Raw genomic sequence first — 17,537 nt, 5'->3', positions numbered from 1 at the left:
ATGGCTAACGTGAGTGAGAAGAACAACGGCAACGGCTCCCCTGCCATTCGTGTAAGCGTCATTGATGATGATCCTATGATTTGCCAAGCCATGAGCTTAATTCTCAATGACTATTCACAGGGGCGCATCACCGTTGTTTCTACATCGCATGATGGTTCTTCCTGTGTGGATCGGGCAAGCGAGGAGCATCCGAATGTAGTGTTGATGGATATCGCCATGCCCGGTATGGATGGCATCGAGGCGACTCGTCAGTTACGCAGTCTCTCCCCCGCCCCGCATGTGCTGATTCTGACATCGTTGAGCCCGTCTGGCACGGTAGAGCGTGCGGTGGAAGCAGGCGCGGAAGGATTTATTTCAAAAACCGATGCGCCGGATGAGATTATCCAACGCATTATCGCGGTATGCGAGGGAGCCCCGCAATTCAATACTGCCAGTCAGAAACAGTCAATCGATGATTTGAGTTCGTCCCAGCCACATGCTCGCCGAGACGAGGCACGCGACCTGCTTAATACGCTGCCCGAGCGTGAGCGCGAAGCTGTGCTGCTGGCTGCGGAAGGCTACACCAATGCCGAAATAGCCGCTCGCATGTTCATTTCGGAACGTACCGCCAAGGCACATCTTTCTTCCGCTGCAGACAAGCTCAATATGGGCCGTGTACAGATGGCGCGATTGGTGGAACGGGCTGATTTGCCGGCTCGATTGTAAGGTCTAAGGAAGCCACGATACGTAAGGCATAATGGATTGCATGAGTGAAATTGTGACTATACGCCCTTTGCACCGTGATGATTACCCTGCATTGATTGATTTAGTGCGCCGCACCTGGTACGCAGAGTTCGATGAGCGCACCGGATCGATTGCAGCAGAAGCCGATTGGGAAAACTGTCTGGCACGCACTACCAACGCTTACACTGCATTGCAAAATGGCAAACCAGTAGCATTGATTCTCGGCCGTATCGACGCACATGATGAACGCGGCGCATGGAACCGCCATAAGCGTAATTACCTTAAAGACTTGATGCGTTTGGTGCCAATCAAAGAAGGCATCAAAGCTATTCACGAAATCGTTGGTATTCTTGCCATTGATCGCCAACTGACTCATAAGGCCCACAAATCCGGGCATGACTATGCGGCTGAGGTAGTGTTGTTCGTGCTCGACCCTGAGGCACGCGGTCTGGGCCTTGGCAAGCGTATGTTCCGTAAGCTGATCGCTGATTTCCACGCATCCGGGCTGAGCAAGTACTTCCTGTATACCGACACCACCTGTAACGTGGGCTTCTACGAGCACACCGGTTTGCAGCAGATTGCAGCCATCACCCTGCCGGCCTCCCGAATTCATCAGGAAAGCATGTCCTTTTACTTGTACGAGGGCATAATCCCTCAAAAGGATTAGGAACGGTTTTATTTAGCTGACGCCATGCAAGTGTTTGTGCTGTTTACCGACAGCAGATGAGACAGCACAAACACCTTGTTGCATATCCGGCTTCCCTCACTGGTGTTGGCTCACTTCAGCAATAAGCTCTTTCGGTGTCTTGCAGTATTCGGGGAAATGCTCTATAAGTTCTGCATCCGATGTCACCACACAGTCTGCATTTGACTGTTTTGCCGCAGCGATAATCAAATTATCTTCAAAATCTTTATGTTTTTTCTTCAGCGAGAATGCATAGTCGCAGGTTGAATTAGTAATAGCAATAACTTCGCATAAGTCGTGCACTTGCTGGATGCAACGCCACGGAACATGCGCAGCGAGTAGATTTCGAGTCACATTCTCCAGCTCTGATCCTCCGGAATCATTTGGCTTAAATTGACGTTTTACTGCGGCACCTGAAATATAAGCCACATCCTTCAGAGATAGTGACGTGCACAGTAAACCGATATTATGCTGAATGCCGAGATTAATCACCATTTCAGCGGCTTGAGCATGATTATCTCGATGCAGTAAATAATCCAACAATACATTAGTGTCTAGCATCACACGTTTGAGAATGGTATCAGCCATCAATCTGCCCTTTTCATATTGAGGTATGCATCGTACTGATGCTCATACATCTCGTCGCGCAGTTGCTTGTATGTCATACCGTCCATCAAATCCGTGTCTTCGGAAATCACACCGGCCTTTACTAATTCCTTATGAACCAAGCCGGCACCTTCATGGACCAGCCTCAGTTTGCGTTGCTTTTCTGCCTCCCTCGCATGCTCCTGTGCAGTGGTTTCCAATACCGGCACGGTTTTGCGATCAGCAATGTAAGACCATACTGACCGAATAACATCACTGACCGATGTACCGGTTTGTTTCAGTACATCATCAACTTCATTTTTCAGTTTCGCATCAATGCGAACATTCATCTGCACCATTGTCATAGCATCCTCCAGTAACACTATTGCTATACAGTATAGCAAACATAGAGTCGCAAAAAATGCCGGCATCTGAAAAGACGCCGGCATGTATTTGCCACAGTCGGGTTTGTTGCTTGTTCGCTACTTCATGAGGTTGCGCAACACGTACTGGAGAATGCCGCCATTGCGGTAGTAGTCGGCTTCACCAGGCGTATCGATACGCACCACGGCATCAAATTCGGTCTTGGAGCCGTCAGCGTGCGTAGCGGTGACATGCACGGTCTTCGGTGTCTTGCCAGAGTTCAGCTCTTCCACACCATCAATGTCATAGGTTTCCGTGCCGTTCAATCCCAACGTCTCATAGGATTCACCTTCAGGGAATTGCAGCGGTAGCACACCCATGCCGATCAGGTTGCTGCGGTGGATGCGCTCGAAGCTTTCGGTGATCACAGCTTTGACACCAAGCATCAGCGTACCCTTTGCCGCCCAATCGCGGGAGGATCCGGTACCGTATTCCTTGCCTGCGAGCACTACAAGCGGCGTGCCTGCTGCCTTGTAGTTGAGCGAGGCATCGAAGATTGTGGATGGCTTGCCAGCGGTGAAATCATAGGTGAAGCCACCGGGCGTGACCTCCTCACCAACGGAAGCGAGCAGCTGATTGCGCAGGCGAATGTTGCCGAACGTACCGCGAACCATGACCTCATGGTTGCCGCGGCGCGAACCGTAGGAGTTAAAGTTCTTCGGCGCCACGCCATGCTCGGTCAGGTATTTGCCTGCCGGACTGGAGGCCTTGAATGCGCCTGCCGGGGAGATATGATCGGTGGTCACGGAATCACCGAGCAGGGCAAGCACGCGGGCACCGTGAATGTCCTTGACCGGATCCGGCTGGGCCTTCATCCCATCGAAGAAGGTCTGCTTGCGCACATAGGTGGAGTTCTCATCCCACTGGAAGAGTTCACCTTCCGGCACATCCAAGCCCTTCCAACGGTGGTCACCGTCGAACACGGAAGCGTAATCCTTCAGGAACATTTCACGGCTGACCGTGCCGTCTACCACGGCCGCGACTTCCGCGTTGGTGGGCCAGATGTCCTTCAAATAGACATCGTTGCCGTTCTTATCCTTGCCGAGCGGCTGGGTAGCGAAGTCGAAGTCCATCGTGCCAGCGAGCGCGTAGGCAATGACGAGCGGCGGGGATGCCAGATAGTTCATCTTGACATCCGGGCTGATACGGCCTTCGAAGTTGCGGTTGCCGGACAGCACGGCGGTGACGGTCAGATCGTTTTCGTTAATCGCCTTGGAAATCTCCGGCAGCAGCGGGCCGGAGTTGCCGATGCAAGTGGCGCAACCGAAGCCGACCAGCTGGTATCCCAAAGCATCGAGATCATCCTGCAGGCCGGCGGCCTTCAGGTAGTCGGCCACTACCTGGGAGCCCGGAGCCAATGAGGTCTTGACCCACGGCTTCGGCTTCAAACCCAATGCGTGTGCGTTGCGGGCGATCAGACCGGCTGCGACCATCACGGACGGGTTGGAAGTGTTGGTGCAGGAAGTAATGGAGGCGATGGCCACATCACCATTGGTCAGATCGAAGTCGCCACGGAAGTCCGTGGAGACGGCGACCGGGTCCTTGACCGTCTTCTCGGTTTCGTAGGCCGGCAGGGTCTTTTCGAACATGCTCTTGGATTCGGAGAGCAGAATGCGATCCTGCGGGCGTTTCGGGCCGGCGATGGATGGTTTGACAGTGGAGAGGTCGAGTTCCTCGTATTCGGAGTACTGCGGTTCCACGTAATCCGGGTCGGAGGCGTCGCCCCACAGCTTGTTGGCCTTGGCGTAAGCCTCGACGAGCGCAACCTGTTCGTCGGAACGGCCGGTGAGCTTCAAGTAGTCGAGCGTGACCTGGTCGATTGGGAAGATACCGCAGGTGGAGCCGAATTCAGGGCCCATGTTGCCGATGGTGGCACGGTTGGCCAGAGGCACGGAGGCGATGCCTTCGCCGTAGAATTCCACGAACTTGCCGACCACGCCATGCTTGCGCAGCATGTCGGTGATGGTCAGCACCACATCGGTGGCGGTGACGCCTTCCGGAATGGAACCGGTGAGCTTGAAACCGACCACACGTGGCACGAGCATGGAAATCGGCTGGCCGAGCATGGCGGCCTCGGCTTCGATGCCGCCGACACCCCAGCCGAGTACGCCGAGACCATTTTCGGTGGTGGTGTGGGAGTCGGTGCCCACGCAGGAATCAAGGTAGGCTAGCTGGCGGCCATCATGCAGACCGGAGTCCTTGCTCATCACCACTTTGGCCAAGTATTCGATGTTGACCTGGTGGATGATGCCGGTTCCCGGCGGCACTACGCGGAAGTTCTTGAACGCCTGCTGACCCCAGCGCAGGAACTGGTAGCGTTCGCCATTGCGCTGGTATTCGATATCCATGTTCTGCTGCACAGCGTCGGCGATGCCGTACTTGTCGATCTGCACAGAGTGATCAATGACCATGTCGGATTGAACCTGCGGGTTGATGACCTCAGGATCACCGCCAAGGTCCTTCACCGCATCACGCATGGTGGCAAGATCCACAATGCAGGGCACGCCGGTGAAGTCCTGCATGATGACTCGTGACGGGGTGAACTGAATCTCATGGCTCGGCTGGGCTGCAGGATCCCAGTTCAGCAAGGTTTTGACGTGCTCATCGGTGATGTTGGCACCGTCAATGTTACGTACCAGATTCTCTACGAGTACCTTCAACGAATAAGGCAGGTGATCGATACCGTCGAGATTGGCGATGTTGTAGTAATCGAAGTCCTTGCCAGCGGCCTTGAGCGTCGCCAGTTGATCGTCACGTAAGGACATATTGCCTCCGAAATCATATATCGGCTTATGTGCCGCTGATTATCCCCCTCAAATGGTACGGGTACGTTACTTTACCTCTGGCGTGTCGGCTTAAAACGTGAGACAATATGCGCCTTTTAAACGGCAAATCCATGTCTGCGCAACACACTGGCAACTGCATGGCCGGCAAGTGGAACCAGCCACAGGCACAACGCGAAAATCACGGCAGCACTCACCAGCGCAATCGCAGTGGCCAGCAACGTAGCACCCGTTGGAATCATCAGCGCGAAGAACTGTGCAACGAATGGAATGAACGCGCCAATCACGCCCGCGGCAGCGAACACGGCAACCAATGCGCCGCGCCAACTGTTGAGCGGCTGAGCCACGCGGGCCAACACAAACACACCCATCACAAACAAGATGATGGCACTTGTGGCTCGTTGCGCAGCAAGATCCGCATCGTTGGCCATAACATTCCATCCCATGATGTTCGGAAGCACCCAAGCCGCCGCAAGCACAGACAGTGCCGTGGCGATGCCGCCAGGCAACGCGAACTTCACCACACGCTTCAGGAATCCCGGAATATAGCGACGAGTATTAGGCGCCAATGCCAGGATGAATGCCGGCATACCAATGGTGAGCGCGCCAATATAGGTGATGTGCCGCGGCAGATACGGGTATGGAATCTGCGTCAGCACCACACCGAGCGAAATCAAAGCCGAATACACGGTTTTGACCAAGAACAGGCTGGCCACACGCTCCATATTGGCCATCACTTGACGGCCTCTCGCCACCACATCCGGCAAATGGGAGAATTTGGAATCAACGAGCACCACTTGCGCCACTGCTTTGGTGGCGGGCGCGGCATTGCCCATAGCAATACCTAAATCGGCTTCTTTGATGGCGAGCGCGTCATTAACGCCATCTCCGGTCATGGCTACCACATGGCCTTGCGCATGCAATGCCTCGACAATCGCCTTCTTCTGATTCGGCAGCACTCGGCCGAGCACGTCCACGTTTTCCAGTACGCGCGCCAGTTCGTTCACATCGTCCGGCAGTTTGCGCGCGTCCATCGACACAGGCGTGCGGTCACCGGTGAGCCTGACCTTGCGAGCAATTGCGCCGACGGTCACTGGACTATCGCCTGAGATAACACGGCAGCGCACGCCTTGTTCCCGGAACCATGCGAGCGTCTGCTCGGCGTCACTGCGAATTTGTTCGGCGCATAATACCAAAGCAACCGGCTTGGCATGTGAATCGAGTCGAGGACTATCAGCAGCCTCGGTTCCCTCTGATGAACGAGCTGTCGACGCAGCCGACTGAGGAAGAGACCTTGCAACCAACAACACACGATTGCCGTCATTGGCGTAATCGTTGACCCGGCTCAGCACATCCGCATAGTCTCCGTCAAGAGCCGAAAGTATCACTTCCGGAGCACCCATAGTCCAAACGCCATCAAACTTGACTACCGCACTCCACTTGCGAGCTGACGAGAATGGTACTCGTTCAGCAACCGGCGCAGGCTTATAACCCTGAGATTGCAATCCTGCCAGCACAGCCTTGCCGGTGCCATTCGGCTGCTCCTCGTTGCAGCAGTCATACAATGCCTGCGTTGCCGTTCGCCGAGCATCCGCGTCAGCCGCGGAATCCAGCATAATCATCCTGTTAAACGCAATAACGCCATCCGTAATGGTACCGGTTTTATCCAAATTCAATGCGTCCACACGGGCAAGCGTCTCTACGGATTCAAGCTCCTGTACCAATGTGTTATGCCGAGCAAGCCGCATGGCCGCTACGGCAAAGTTCAGAGACGTCAGCAGCACCAGACCCTCAGGAATCATGCCTACCACACCGGCGACCGCGGAAACCACGGCCCCGCGCCATTCACCCGTGGCGATAGCATGGTTCCAGCCGCCAACCGCATGAACCTGCGAAAGAATCAGCAGCACGCACAGCGGCACCACCAAAAAGGTCATGAATTTCAAAATCGTGTTAATGCCTTTGTTCAGGTCAGACACGGTTTTCTTATACACCTTGGCCTGAGCGGTAAGCGTGGCAGCATATGAGTGGCTGCCTACGGCATTGACTTTCACCAATGCCATGCCGGAAACGGCTGTTGCACCGGAATAAACCTGCTCCCCAACTTTGTGACGTACCGTGCGCGATTCGCCGGTGAGCATCGATTCGTCGAGTTCCAGACCCCAGGTTTCGACTATCTGCCCGTCCGCTGGAATCTGTTCGCCGGAGCGAATCCACAGTAAATCACCAAGCACGATTTCATTGTGCGGCACTTCAACGTTCTTGCCGTCGCGCCGAACCAGAAAATCGGAGGCCACAAGAATGGAGAGCTTGTCCAACGTTCGTTTGGCCTTTAGCTCAGTGACGATGCCGATGCCCGTGTTGATGATGATGACAAAACCGAATACCGAATCTTTCCACGATCCGGTGAGCAGCACCATCACCATCGCCGCGAAAATGAGACCGTTGAACAACGTGAACACATTAGCCCGAACGATATCTTTGACCGACCGTGACGTGGAGGTTTTCACCGCGTTCGATTGGCCGCTTTCCATACGTTGCGACACTTCTTTGGAGCTCAGACCGGTTTCGCTGACCCCAGGCATGTTCACGGTTGCTGTTGCACTCATGCCCTCCAGCCTACCGTTCTAAAACTCACAATCCGCTACGACTCAGGGATGATTCAACTGTTTTCTCAAACGCAGAAAGCCGACTTCATCTGTTCGTATTTTTTATTACGTTTGATTTTTAATAATCTTAAGTTTATAATTAATTTTATTAAACATTCTCTATATCGAAGAAGGATGAATGGATTCGACGATGATTCCACCGTGGATGACAAACCTTGATGACGAGGACATGATGTTCATCAAACGATTCCTACTCGCATCAGGTTCGATGAAGGAAGTCGCCTCACAGTACGGCGTCTCCTACCCCACCGTCAGGCTTCGGCTCGATAGGCTCATCCAAAAAATCCAACTTGGCGAGCAAATCGAGAATGAACCGTATATCGCACTGATCAAACGACTCGCAGTCGATGACAAACTCGACTTCGACACCGCCAAGATCCTTATCACTGAATATCGCAAGCAACTCAAGCAAGGAGAATCATCATGAGCGCCTCTGCAGTATTTTTTGTAGTGTTCCTCGTGCTGCTTATCGCCGCCTGCATCGGCTTCATCGTCTTGCAGGTCAAGCTTTCAAAGATGGACAGCAAGTGGCCCGGTCTGGTATTGCCTGCCATTACGCTTCTACTGTCCATCGCGGCGGCAATGAACGTTTTCGCCGGCAGCGCCTACACTGGCAACAATCTATGGAACATAATCCTGGTCGCGTCCGTCGCATTCCTATCCGAGAATGTGTCCACCGTTGTATTGGCAGGTATTTATCTCTATCAGCGCGACAAAATCAAGCGTCGCGCCGAACTTGCCCATATGAGCGTGCAGGATTTGTAAGTTGCACTAACCTTTCGCTCACGTCATTATCGCCGTATCGACCGTTTCGCCCAATTATGAGACGGTTGATACGGCGATTGAGCGCTCATGGGGTTCATCACGGATGATGCTCACCGCGGCATCGCCGATGGCAACAGCACCAGCATCGCGATCATTGATCGTCAGCGTAGCCGCATACAAAGTCTCGTCCCGAGGAACGGACTGCGGATTGAGCAGGGCTACGGGAATGCCGGCCTGCCGAACAGTGGTCAGCGTTTGATGCCATCCATCACGATTGGTATCGGTGACATTGATGCCACTGATGATTACCAGACTCACCGGCCGGTTCAGGAAATCCTCTACTGCATGTTGTGCGGTGGTATCCTCAGCACTTTGTTGTGTGGATTGCGAATCTTCTCCGTCAGGCTGATTGATGTTCTGTCCGGATTCGCTATCCGCGCCTGTACTGCCAAGAGAAGCATAGAAAACACTAATGCCAGCATCAGCGAGCGCGTCCAGGGCCATCTTGTCTGCAGCTGAATCTTCAGAGCCAACTAGCCCGATGGACATATCCGAAACATGGATTGAATCATGGGCGATTTGCGATGCCTGATCCTGCGTATCGCCTACCGCATGACCGACCGGCGTGCAGGCGGTAAGCGATAGCAGAGCGGTCAGACACAGTGCCGCTCCGATGATTCGATGGTTCATGGTTCGCATATTAGCGGGTGAACAGGGCCACAGTTTCCACATGGTGCGTCATCGGGTAGATGTCGAATGCTCGAATATCCTGCAGCTGGTAACCTTCGGCAATAAGCGTGGCGGTATCGCGCGCAAGGCTGGTGGGATCGCAGGCGATATAAACGACATGGGCGGCACCAGAGGCTGCTATCTGGCGGCAGACCTTGGCTTTGGCTCCTGCGCGAGGCGGATCGAGCACTACCACATCCGGCTTGGCAAGATTGGCGGGAACGTGGCTCAACGTGCGGGAAACGTCGCCTATACGGGCATCCACATTGGTCAATCCCATCGCGCGCAGATTACGCTGCGCGTTCTTGACGGCTACGGGCGCGCCTTCCACACTGAACATATGCGTACGTTCGCCGGTCAATGTGGCCAGAGGCAAAGTGAACAGACCGGAGCCGGAGTAGAGATCCCAGATTACCGGATCCGCCTTGCCTTGAAGTTGATTATTGACCAAATCAATCACATGGGAGACGAGCGCGATGGGAGCCCCACGATGCATTTGCCAGAAACCGCCAGCATCCACATGATAAGTGAACATCGACCCGTTTACCGGCACCTGTTCGGTCAATAGCTGGCTGCCTGAGCGCAGTTCACCGTCAACCAGTACTGCATAATCATTGGCCAGTGCCTGCTCACCGCGAGGTTCAGGAACCGATAGTCTGATTTGCGAGCCCGGCTCGAATCCACCATCCCAGATATGTTCCTGATCGGCAATATGCAACAAAGTCTGACTGGCCAGAGGCATGGTATCGATGGCCACGCGATGATGCGTGCCACGGCGACGCATGGATGGCCGTCCCTGCTCGTCAACAATCATCTCGATACGAGTGCGCCAGTGAAGACCTCCCAGCTCCTCATCGCCGGCAATACGCTCCACAGGAACCGCAACATTCACATGCCCAAGACGGCTCATCTGTTCGGAAACAGTGATGGCTTTCCAACGAATCTGGCCAGGCAACGACACATGTACAAGGTCGGCTCCGCCTACTCCCCCGCCCATAGCCAACGGGCCGGCAAGCGGCCATGCCGGAGTGACGCGATCAGGCGAAGGCTCAAGTACCTCAACCACTTCACCGGTCCAGAAACGGTCGTCACGGTCATGAGGCTCATCCAATTCGATGCGCAGCAGTTCGCCGGGCAAAGCGAAGCGCACGAATACCACGCGACCATCAATATGGGCCACGCAGCGGCCTTGATCGGCATATCGTTCGATCCGGACCTCAGCTTGCATCAATTGTCCTTTCCTGCTTCATTCGGATTCAATTCGCCGGCATTGCCAGTTTCTGCGTTATTTGCTGCTTGTTGCGCTAGAGCCTTATGCCGATGCATGGGGGTGGCAATGATCAGATAGCTCACCCAGATGGCCAGAGCCCAAAATGGAATGCCCATCAGCAAACGGGTGACACCGAGGGCAGCCACATGATCGGTCAAATACAACGGGACTTGTACGAGCAAACGCAGCACAAACAGTCCGGTCCACAATCCGGTGACAATCATGTACGCGCGCTTAAGAGCCTGATCGTTCATCCAATCATCGAACCATGCTTTGAACTGTTCGGTCGGCAGACTGCGGATGAATTCCACGACCAAGCCCAAACCGGGAACGCGAGCAATCAGCGAAATCGTAAGCAATACAGCATAAGCAGCATTAGTAATGAACCCGAATACGTAATAATTGCGCGCCTCATGCGTCTGCCATGCCCAAATAAGGCAGATGCCCACAGCAATCAAACCGGAGACGGCTCCCATCACCGACTGTCGTTGAACCAACCGCGCGATAACCTGCAGCACCGCAAGTACAGCGGATACCGCGATGGTCAGGTTCAGATTGCTCGTGGCCACGAACAGCACGACGAACACCACGCCGGGCAGCATGGATTCCACAACTCCGCGCGGACCGCCGATGGCATCGATAACGGAGAAATCCTCCGCATCATTGCCAGCGTCGGCCAGCGCGGATAGACCGGTACGTTTCTTCTGCTCTGCCAAGGTCAGCGAACTTCGGAGAACATCGGGCCACGAGCCAGCGTGGTCTTAACCTCAGTGGTCTGGTCCTGGCTCAGCGGACCCTTTGGCTTGTTATCCGGAATGTCCTTGAAGTGTTCCTTGCCATCCTGGCCTTCGGCCTCGGCAGCGGCCTTGGCGGCCTTGCGCTCTGCCGGAGCGACCGGCGGATGCATAGGAATCAGATCGCGCGGAGCGAGCGGCTCTTCACCGCGTTCCACCACGATATCCGCAAAGAACTTGTTCAGAGCGCGGGTCTCCGGGCTATCCGGATCCACTGCTGCCCTACCGGAAAAGATGCCACGCAGCATCCAGCGAGGGCCATCCACGCCAACGATACGAGTGTTGACAACCTTGCCACCCTTGACATTCACCGGCAGCTTCAGCTCAGTGCCAAACACACCTTCGGCTTCGGATGCGTTCTTGTTGGCTTCCAACAGGTCGGCACGCACGTCATCCCACAGACCCATAGTCTTCGGAGCGGCAAATGCTTCGATTTCCAAACTGGATGCACCATAAGTAATGGTGGAACCCAACACCTGCTGAGTGGCGCGGCTGGCCTTGATGCGCAGCTCAATGCCCTTCAGGAACGGCAAATAGTAGGCACCAAGATCCAGATAATCGTCGTAATCCGGAACGTCTTCGTCGTTCACGTCCCACGGGCCACGATCTTCGCCACGACCCTCATATTCGCTGGACGGTTCCGCCAGCACGGTTTCAGCGCTTTCCGCCTTGGCGGCAGCGTTTGCAGCTTCGGCAGCCACCTTGTCTTCATCGACGGTTTCAGCCGGCTCAGCTTCCTTCTTGTCCTTCTTCTTACCGAATCCGAACAGTCCCATAATTCCTCGTTTCATGTAACGGTTGCAACCCTGCTAAGCCTAGCACCCCGCCTCAAAGAAAGCTGAACATTGACGCTACTGATTTGCTTGCAGTAATCATCGCAAACCTCTTGGCGTTGATTGGTAGGCGCAAGTGAATACTATGGCCGCATGACCATCACTATTACCACTTCCAATGTCAATGGCTTGCGCGCCGCTGACCGTAAAGGTATCACCACTTGGGCAGGCAGACATACGCCGAATATTTGGTGCATGCAAGAGGTACGAGCACCTCACCCGGATATCGACAAGATTTACGGCAAGCTCGCATTCGAATACGCTCAGGCAGGTGCCATCGAATCAGCTGAGGATTTCACGCTCACCAATGAAATCTGCCGGGTAAAAGGCCGTGCAGGTGTAGCGTTGCTCTCCGATCTGCCAGTTGTTGAACAGCGGTATGGATTGCCTGGGTTAAACGATGATGTGGATTCCGGCCGTTGGATTGAAACGGATATTCGCACACCGCAAGGCTATATAATCACCGTGGTCTGCGTCTACGTGCATGCGGGCAATACTGATGATCCGCTCAAAATGGAGCAGAAATACCGTTTTCTCGACACCATGCTGCCGCGTTTAGGTGAACTGCGTGATGAGGCCGCACATGGCGGCAGGCAGGCGGTGCTCTGCGGTGATTTCAATATTGCGCACACGCCATTGGATATTAAGAATGCCAAAGCCAATGAAAAGCACGCCGGATTCCTGCCTGAAGAGCGCGCTTACGTTGACAAATGGCTGAATGAATACGAATTCGTTGATGTGATGCGTGACTTGGCGGGCGATATTCAAGGCCCATACACTTGGTGGAGTCAGCGCGGCCGAGCATTCGATAACAATGTTGGCTGGCGTATCGACTACCAGTTCGCCACTCCCGAGCTCGCGGAAACCGCTCGCGGATTCGTAATCGACAAGGCACCCACCTACGACCTACGCTGGTCCGACCACGCTCCCCTAACCATCACCTACGACGTGTGATTAATTGCCCTAGTCGTGAGGCCGGTGATGGTTGGGATATGCGTTACTGGACACACTCAAGGCCGTTGGCCAAGCTTACGGTCCAGCAACGCATATCCCAACCATCACCTCCATATCAACCATATACACAATTATTTAGGCATTTCATAATGCAATAAGGCGAAGCCCGGCATACATAGTGACCGACTGTAAGCTTGGCCAAACGGCCTTGAGTGTGTCGGACACTATGTATGCCGGGCTTCGCCGGCAACTGGTTTGAGTTTTACAATCAGTCCAGACCGAGCTGGAGCTTGCCGCCTGGGATGGCGTCGAGCAGGTCTCGGGTGTACTGCTTCTGCGGGTGGTCGAACACCTCATCGGTGGTGGCGTGTTCGACGAGCTTGCCGTGCTGCATCACCACGACTTCGTCTGCAATCTGGCGGACCACAGCCAAATCGTGGGTGATGAACAGGTAGCTCAGACCCTTTTCGGCCTGCAGGTCGTTGAGCAGGTGCAGCACCTGATCCTGAACCAGCACGTCAAGAGCGGAGACGGCCTCGTCGCAGACGATGACATCCGGGTCGAGCGCCATAGCTCGTGCGATGGCGATACGCTGACGCTGGCCACCGGAAAGCTCGTTCGGGTAACGGCCCATCACCGACTGCGGCATTTCCACCATGTCGAGCAGTTCCTTGACACGGTTGGCACGCCACTTGGCGTCACCAATCTTGTGGATACGCAGCGGTTCTTCGATGGAACGGTAGATGGAGTACATCGGATCCAGGGAGCCGTACGGGTTCTGGAACACCGGCTGCACATGGCGGCGGAAGTCCAGCAAATCCTTGGCATTGAAGGTCGAAGTGTCGCGGCCTTCGTAGAACACCTTACCGGAGGTGGGATTCAGCAGGTGGAGCACCATGTTTGCCACGGTGGACTTACCGGAACCGGATTCACCCACGATGGCCAGGGTGGTGCCGCGCTTGACGGAGAAGGACACGTCATCGACGGCCTTGAACAGTTCCTTCTTGCGCGGGAGCTTGAACTCCTTGGTCAGGTGATCGACGGTGATGATGTGCTCGCTCTTTTCGAGCTCGTTCTCGTCGGCAACCTTGTGATCCAGCAGAGCGTCGGCGTTCTCGCCACGTTCCTTGGCGGAGATAATGCGCTGGGAAGCCAGAGACGGAGCTGCAGCCACCAGTCGCTTGGTGTACGGGTGCTGCGGGTGCTGAAGCACTTCCAGAGATGGACCGGATTCAACGACCTGGCCCTTGTACATCACGACGATGTGCTGAGCGCGCTCAGCGGCGAGACCCAGATCGTGGGTGATGAACAGCACTGCGGTGCCGAGGGAGTCGGTCAGGTAGTGCAGGTGGTCGAGGATGCGCTTCTGCACGGTCACGTCCAGTGCAGAGGTCGGCTCGTCGGCGATAAGCAGGTCAGGGCGGCAAGCCAGACCGATGGCGATCAGTGCACGCTGACGCATACCACCGGAGAACTCATGCGGGTACTGGCGTGCACGGGTTGCGGCATCCGGCAGACCAGCTTCGGAAAGCAGGCCTGCAATACGATCGTCCATGCTGGAACCGGTGACGTACTTCTTGGCCAAGTACCATGCCTGATCGTCGGAAACGCCAGCCTTGATCAGATCATCAGCCACACGCCAACGGGTTTCGGAGCCCGGAACCCATTCGCTTTCAAAACGTGCCACGGCCTTGTCGAAGGCTTCACCGGTCACGCCGGCTTCAGTCAAAGCCTTCTTGGCATCTTCCATCAGAGCGGGCAGATCCTTGGAACCAAGGAAGGTCTCATCATCGTTGCCCTTGAGTTCCACGGCTGCGTCTTCGCCGGCCAGAGCCTTGGCGAGGGCGGAGCGCTTCTCGTGGGCCACGTCCATGTTGTTGGCCTTCAGGGCTTCCTTGACCTGGGTGCCGATACGCCACACCGGGTTCAGGTTGCTCATCGGGTCCTGCGGGACCAGACCCATCTTCGTGCCGCGCAACTTGTCGAATTCAGACTGCTTGGCGCCGGCGATCTCCTGACCGTCGAGCTTGATGGAGCCACCGACCACATGACCGGTGCCCGGCAGCAAACCGAGCACAGCCATAGCGGAGGTGGACTTACCGGAACCGGATTCACCCACGATGGCCACCCACTGGCCTGGGTAAACGGTGAAGGAGGAGTTGCGCACGGCGTGCACCGGCTTGCCGGTGTCCGTGGTGAAGTCGACGGCGAGATCCTTGACTTCGAGCAGAGGACCATGCTCTTTCTGCATGGCCAGCATCTGTGCGTTGGAGTTGGTAGTCATAATTATTCCTCTACTCCCTTGCTCAGGCCGTACGGCTCTTCGGGTCAAGGGCATCCTTGACGGCGTCACCCATCATGATGAATGCAAGCACGGTGATAGCCAGTGCGGCAGACGGGTAGAACAGCACGAGCGGATCGGTCTGCAGGTTGGTCTGGGCGCTGGAGATATCGCCGCCCCAGCTCACGGTGGTGGTGGGCAGGCCCACACCAAGGAAGCTCAGCGTTGCTTCGGCCACAATGTAGGAAGCCAGAGACGTGGTGCCGATAACGATGATCGGGGCCAAGGAGTTCGGCAGGATGTGGCGGAACAGGTTGCGCATAGGCGTGGAGCCCAGTGCGGTGGATGCGGTGTTGAACTCAAGGTTCTTGGCTTCAAGCACTGCGCTTCGTGCGATACGGCACACACCGACCCAGCCGAAGAGCGCTAGCACGAGCACGACCTTCCAGATGGACTTGGAGGACTTGAACATCTGCAGCACAACGATGGCACCAAGCAGCATAGGCAGTGCGAAGAAGATATCGGTGATACGGCTCAGCACGGCGTCAATCCAGCCACCGCAGAAACCGGCGATGGCACCGATGAGCGTACCAAGAGCCACCACAAGCAGTGTGGAAAGCAAGCCGACGGACAGGGAGGTGCGGGTGCCGTACACCACACGAGTGTAGACATCGCAGCCCTGCAGGTCGTAGCCGAACGGATGACCGCTGGAAGCTGCGCTCAGGGAGTTGGCCAGATCGCAAGCGTTCGGATCCTGCTTGGTGAACAGGCCCGGGGCGATAGCCACAATGATGATGAAGATAATGAGCAAGCCCGAGATGATGAACAGCGGGTTGCGTCGCAGGGTTCGCCATGCGTCGGCCCACATGCTGGTGGCCGGAGCGGACTCATCCACGGAATCGACATCCTGAAGCGGAGTCTCATCAATGGGAGCCACGTAACGATCTTGACCAGGCAGGGTTTCCATGAAGTACTCAGGAGTCGGCTCGCCAGAATTATCAAGCTCGTTGTCGAGATTTTCGTTAGTCATGTTGTTCACTCCTCTCCTTCTCACGCGTAGCGGATGCGCGGATCGAGGGCCGCGTACAGCATATCGACGACGAGGTTGCACACCACGAAGATCAGCATGAGCAACGTGACGATGGACACCACGAGGTTGGCTTCACCCTTCAGAATGGACTGGTAGGTAAGGAAGCCGATGCCGTGGATATTGAAGATCTGTTCGGTGATCATTGCGCCACCCATCAGGCCGCCAATGTCCTGGCCCAAGTAGGTGACGACCGGAATCAGGGAGTTGCGCAGTACGTGGCGCAGCATCACCTGTCCGTTGGACATGCCCTTGGCGCGTGCGGTGCGCACGTAATCCTCAGCGATGTTGGAGGAGATTTCAGCGCGGGTCAATCGGATGATATATGCCATTGACACTGAGCCAAGCACCATAGCCGGCATCAGCAAATCAAGGAAGGTCGGATCGGCACCTGCGGTCACCGGCAAGATGGACCACTGGATGCCGAGCAGGTACTGCAGCACAAAGCCGGTGACGAAGGTCGGCACGGAGATAAGCAGCAGGGAGACGATCAGGATAACCGTGTCGTACCACTTGCCCTTCTTGAGGCCGGAGATGATACCGAAGACCACGCCGAAAATCGCCTCAAAGACGAATGCCATCAGGCCAAGCTTAATCGTGACCGGGAAGGCACGGCCGATTTCATCGATAACAGGCTGGCCGGCGAAGGTGTTGCCGAAGTCGAGGGTCAACGCGTTCTTCAGATAGATGAAGTACTGAACAATGAACGGCTGATCGAGATGGTACTCTGCGCGGATCTGGGCTGCGACAGCTTCATTAATCGGCTTATCACCAAACATAGCCTTGACGGGGTCGCCAGGCAGCAGGAAGACAAGCGCGTACACCAAAAGCGTCGTGCCGAGAACCACGGGGATCATCTGCAGAATACGTCGCAGAAGATACTTACCCATACGGTTGCTCCTTATTCCATGACCGGCTTCGGAGGGTATGCGTTGCCCTTGCCGGTCGGCAAATAC

Annotated in this window: 16 protein-coding genes; 5 read left to right on the top strand and 11 right to left on the bottom strand. The window is 55.5% G+C overall.

The features are described 5' to 3' along the window. Both Tam1G_RS00245 and Tam1G_RS00240 read left to right on the top strand, forming a co-directional pair. On the top strand, positions 1–705 hold the full coding sequence (locus Tam1G_RS00245; protein ID WP_101625020.1) for a response regulator transcription factor: 705 nt from the start codon (positions 1–3) through the stop codon (positions 703–705). Positions 706–745: 40 nt separating this feature from the next. Next, positions 746–1,390 carry a GNAT family N-acetyltransferase gene (locus Tam1G_RS00240; protein WP_101625056.1) on the top strand — a complete coding sequence of 215 codons (645 nt, stop codon included), beginning with the start codon at positions 746–748 and terminating at the stop codon, positions 1,388–1,390. Positions 1,391–1,486: 96 nt separating this feature from the next. On the opposite strand, the gene Tam1G_RS00235 is transcribed toward Tam1G_RS00240, so the two are convergent. From Tam1G_RS00235 to Tam1G_RS00220, 4 genes are all read right to left on the bottom strand, one after another. Beyond that, on the bottom strand, positions 1,487–1,996 hold the full coding sequence (locus Tam1G_RS00235) for a type II toxin-antitoxin system VapC family toxin (RefSeq protein WP_101625019.1): 510 nt from the start codon (positions 1,994–1,996) through the stop codon (positions 1,487–1,489). Further along, the gene (locus Tam1G_RS00230; RefSeq protein WP_101625018.1) at positions 1,996–2,358 is read right to left on the bottom strand and encodes a type II toxin-antitoxin system RelB/DinJ family antitoxin; all 363 of its coding nucleotides are present in this window, start codon (positions 2,356–2,358) and stop codon (positions 1,996–1,998) included. The genes Tam1G_RS00235 and Tam1G_RS00230 overlap by 1 nt, the downstream gene beginning before the upstream one ends. 117 nt (positions 2,359–2,475) lie before the next feature. After that, positions 2,476–5,181, bottom strand: coding sequence for an aconitate hydratase AcnA (gene acnA, locus Tam1G_RS00225; protein WP_101625017.1), 2,706 nt, complete (start codon positions 5,179–5,181; stop codon positions 2,476–2,478). A 116-nt stretch (positions 5,182–5,297) separates the two neighbouring features. Beyond that, positions 5,298–7,808 carry a cation-translocating P-type ATPase gene (locus tag Tam1G_RS00220; protein ID WP_101625016.1) on the bottom strand — a complete coding sequence of 837 codons (2,511 nt, stop codon included), beginning with the start codon at positions 7,806–7,808 and terminating at the stop codon, positions 5,298–5,300. A 178-nt stretch (positions 7,809–7,986) separates the two neighbouring features. Between Tam1G_RS00220 and Tam1G_RS00215 the strand changes: the two genes are divergently transcribed. After that, positions 7,987–8,295, top strand: coding sequence for a DUF2089 family protein (locus Tam1G_RS00215; RefSeq protein WP_033890088.1), 309 nt, complete (start codon positions 7,987–7,989; stop codon positions 8,293–8,295). Continuing rightward, positions 8,292–8,633 (top strand): hypothetical protein, encoded by a 342-nt coding sequence (locus Tam1G_RS00210; RefSeq protein ID WP_101625015.1) that lies wholly within the window; start codon positions 8,292–8,294, stop codon positions 8,631–8,633. The genes Tam1G_RS00215 and Tam1G_RS00210 overlap by 4 nt, the downstream gene beginning before the upstream one ends. 54 nt (positions 8,634–8,687) lie before the next feature. Here the strand turns inward: Tam1G_RS00210 and Tam1G_RS00205 are convergent, their stop codons facing one another. Genes Tam1G_RS00205 through Tam1G_RS00190 form a run of 4 tightly spaced genes read right to left on the bottom strand, consistent with a single transcriptional unit; the run spans position 8,688 to position 12,202 of the window. Beyond that, entirely contained in the window at positions 8,688–9,332 is a 645-nt protein-coding gene (locus tag Tam1G_RS00205; protein ID WP_243394813.1) for a type 1 periplasmic-binding domain-containing protein, read from the bottom strand. A 1-nt stretch (position 9,333) separates the two neighbouring features. Further along, positions 9,334–10,590, bottom strand: coding sequence for a class I SAM-dependent RNA methyltransferase (locus Tam1G_RS00200; protein ID WP_101625014.1), 1,257 nt, complete (start codon positions 10,588–10,590; stop codon positions 9,334–9,336). Next, complete coding sequence (locus Tam1G_RS00195; protein WP_207553116.1) at positions 10,590–11,354, bottom strand: DUF3159 domain-containing protein; 765 nt, start codon at positions 11,352–11,354, stop codon at positions 10,590–10,592. Before Tam1G_RS00195 ends, Tam1G_RS00200 begins: the two co-directional genes overlap by 1 nt. Further along, on the bottom strand, positions 11,351–12,202 hold the full coding sequence (locus Tam1G_RS00190; protein WP_033890085.1) for a DUF3710 domain-containing protein: 852 nt from the start codon (positions 12,200–12,202) through the stop codon (positions 11,351–11,353). Before Tam1G_RS00190 ends, Tam1G_RS00195 begins: the two co-directional genes overlap by 4 nt. A gap of 150 nt (positions 12,203–12,352) precedes the next feature. Between Tam1G_RS00190 and Tam1G_RS00185 the strand changes: the two genes are divergently transcribed. Then, positions 12,353–13,213, top strand: coding sequence for an exodeoxyribonuclease III (locus tag Tam1G_RS00185; protein WP_101625012.1), 861 nt, complete (start codon positions 12,353–12,355; stop codon positions 13,211–13,213). Positions 13,214–13,481: 268 nt separating this feature from the next. Here the strand turns inward: Tam1G_RS00185 and Tam1G_RS00180 are convergent, their stop codons facing one another. Genes Tam1G_RS00180 through Tam1G_RS00170 form a run of 3 tightly spaced genes read right to left on the bottom strand, consistent with a single transcriptional unit; the run spans position 13,482 to position 17,471 of the window. Further along, a complete protein-coding gene (locus Tam1G_RS00180) occupies positions 13,482–15,497 on the bottom strand; it encodes a dipeptide ABC transporter ATP-binding protein (RefSeq protein WP_101625011.1) in 2,016 nt (671 codons plus the stop codon). A gap of 22 nt (positions 15,498–15,519) precedes the next feature. Next, positions 15,520–16,524, bottom strand: coding sequence for an ABC transporter permease (locus Tam1G_RS00175; protein WP_033890176.1), 1,005 nt, complete (start codon positions 16,522–16,524; stop codon positions 15,520–15,522). A gap of 20 nt (positions 16,525–16,544) precedes the next feature. Then, a complete protein-coding gene (locus Tam1G_RS00170) occupies positions 16,545–17,471 on the bottom strand; it encodes an ABC transporter permease (RefSeq protein ID WP_033890082.1) in 927 nt (308 codons plus the stop codon). Between the last annotated feature and the right edge of the window lie 66 nt (positions 17,472–17,537).

It is taken from the genome of Bifidobacterium imperatoris (assembly GCF_002860405.1).
Classification (GTDB): Bacteria; Actinomycetota; Actinomycetes; order Actinomycetales; family Bifidobacteriaceae; genus Bifidobacterium; species Bifidobacterium imperatoris.
The sequence above is the reverse complement of the archived record's forward strand: the minus strand, read 5'-3'. Positions and strand labels throughout refer to the sequence as shown.

Excerpts from the sequence above, each read along its gene's own strand:
- Tam1G_RS00240 (WP_101625056.1), top strand. The coding sequence starts at position 746 with ATGAGTGAAATTGTGACTATACGCCCTTTGCACCGTGATGATTACCCT.
- Tam1G_RS00170 (WP_033890082.1), bottom strand. The coding sequence starts at position 17,471 with ATGGGTAAGTATCTTCTGCGACGTATTCTGCAGATGATCCCCGTGGTT.
- Tam1G_RS00235 (WP_101625019.1), bottom strand. The coding sequence starts at position 1,996 with ATGGCTGATACCATTCTCAAACGTGTGATGCTAGACACTAATGTATTG.
- Tam1G_RS00210 (WP_101625015.1), top strand. The coding sequence starts at position 8,292 with ATGAGCGCCTCTGCAGTATTTTTTGTAGTGTTCCTCGTGCTGCTTATC.
- Tam1G_RS00200 (WP_101625014.1), bottom strand. The coding sequence starts at position 10,590 with ATGCAAGCTGAGGTCCGGATCGAACGATATGCCGATCAAGGCCGCTGC.
- Tam1G_RS00230 (WP_101625018.1), bottom strand. The coding sequence starts at position 2,358 with ATGACAATGGTGCAGATGAATGTTCGCATTGATGCGAAACTGAAAAAT.
- Tam1G_RS00185 (WP_101625012.1), top strand. The coding sequence starts at position 12,353 with ATGACCATCACTATTACCACTTCCAATGTCAATGGCTTGCGCGCCGCT.
- Tam1G_RS00205 (WP_243394813.1), bottom strand. The coding sequence starts at position 9,332 with ATGCGAACCATGAACCATCGAATCATCGGAGCGGCACTGTGTCTGACC.
- Tam1G_RS00190 (WP_033890085.1), bottom strand. The coding sequence starts at position 12,202 with ATGGGACTGTTCGGATTCGGTAAGAAGAAGGACAAGAAGGAAGCTGAG.
- Tam1G_RS00175 (WP_033890176.1), bottom strand. The coding sequence starts at position 16,524 with ATGACTAACGAAAATCTCGACAACGAGCTTGATAATTCTGGCGAGCCG.
- Tam1G_RS00220 (WP_101625016.1), bottom strand. The coding sequence starts at position 7,808 with ATGAGTGCAACAGCAACCGTGAACATGCCTGGGGTCAGCGAAACCGGT.
- Tam1G_RS00180 (WP_101625011.1), bottom strand. The coding sequence starts at position 15,497 with ATGACTACCAACTCCAACGCACAGATGCTGGCCATGCAGAAAGAGCAT.
- Tam1G_RS00215 (WP_033890088.1), top strand. The coding sequence starts at position 7,987 with ATGGATTCGACGATGATTCCACCGTGGATGACAAACCTTGATGACGAG.
- Tam1G_RS00245 (WP_101625020.1), top strand. The coding sequence starts at position 1 with ATGGCTAACGTGAGTGAGAAGAACAACGGCAACGGCTCCCCTGCCATT.
- acnA (WP_101625017.1), bottom strand. The coding sequence starts at position 5,181 with ATGTCCTTACGTGACGATCAACTGGCGACGCTCAAGGCCGCTGGCAAG.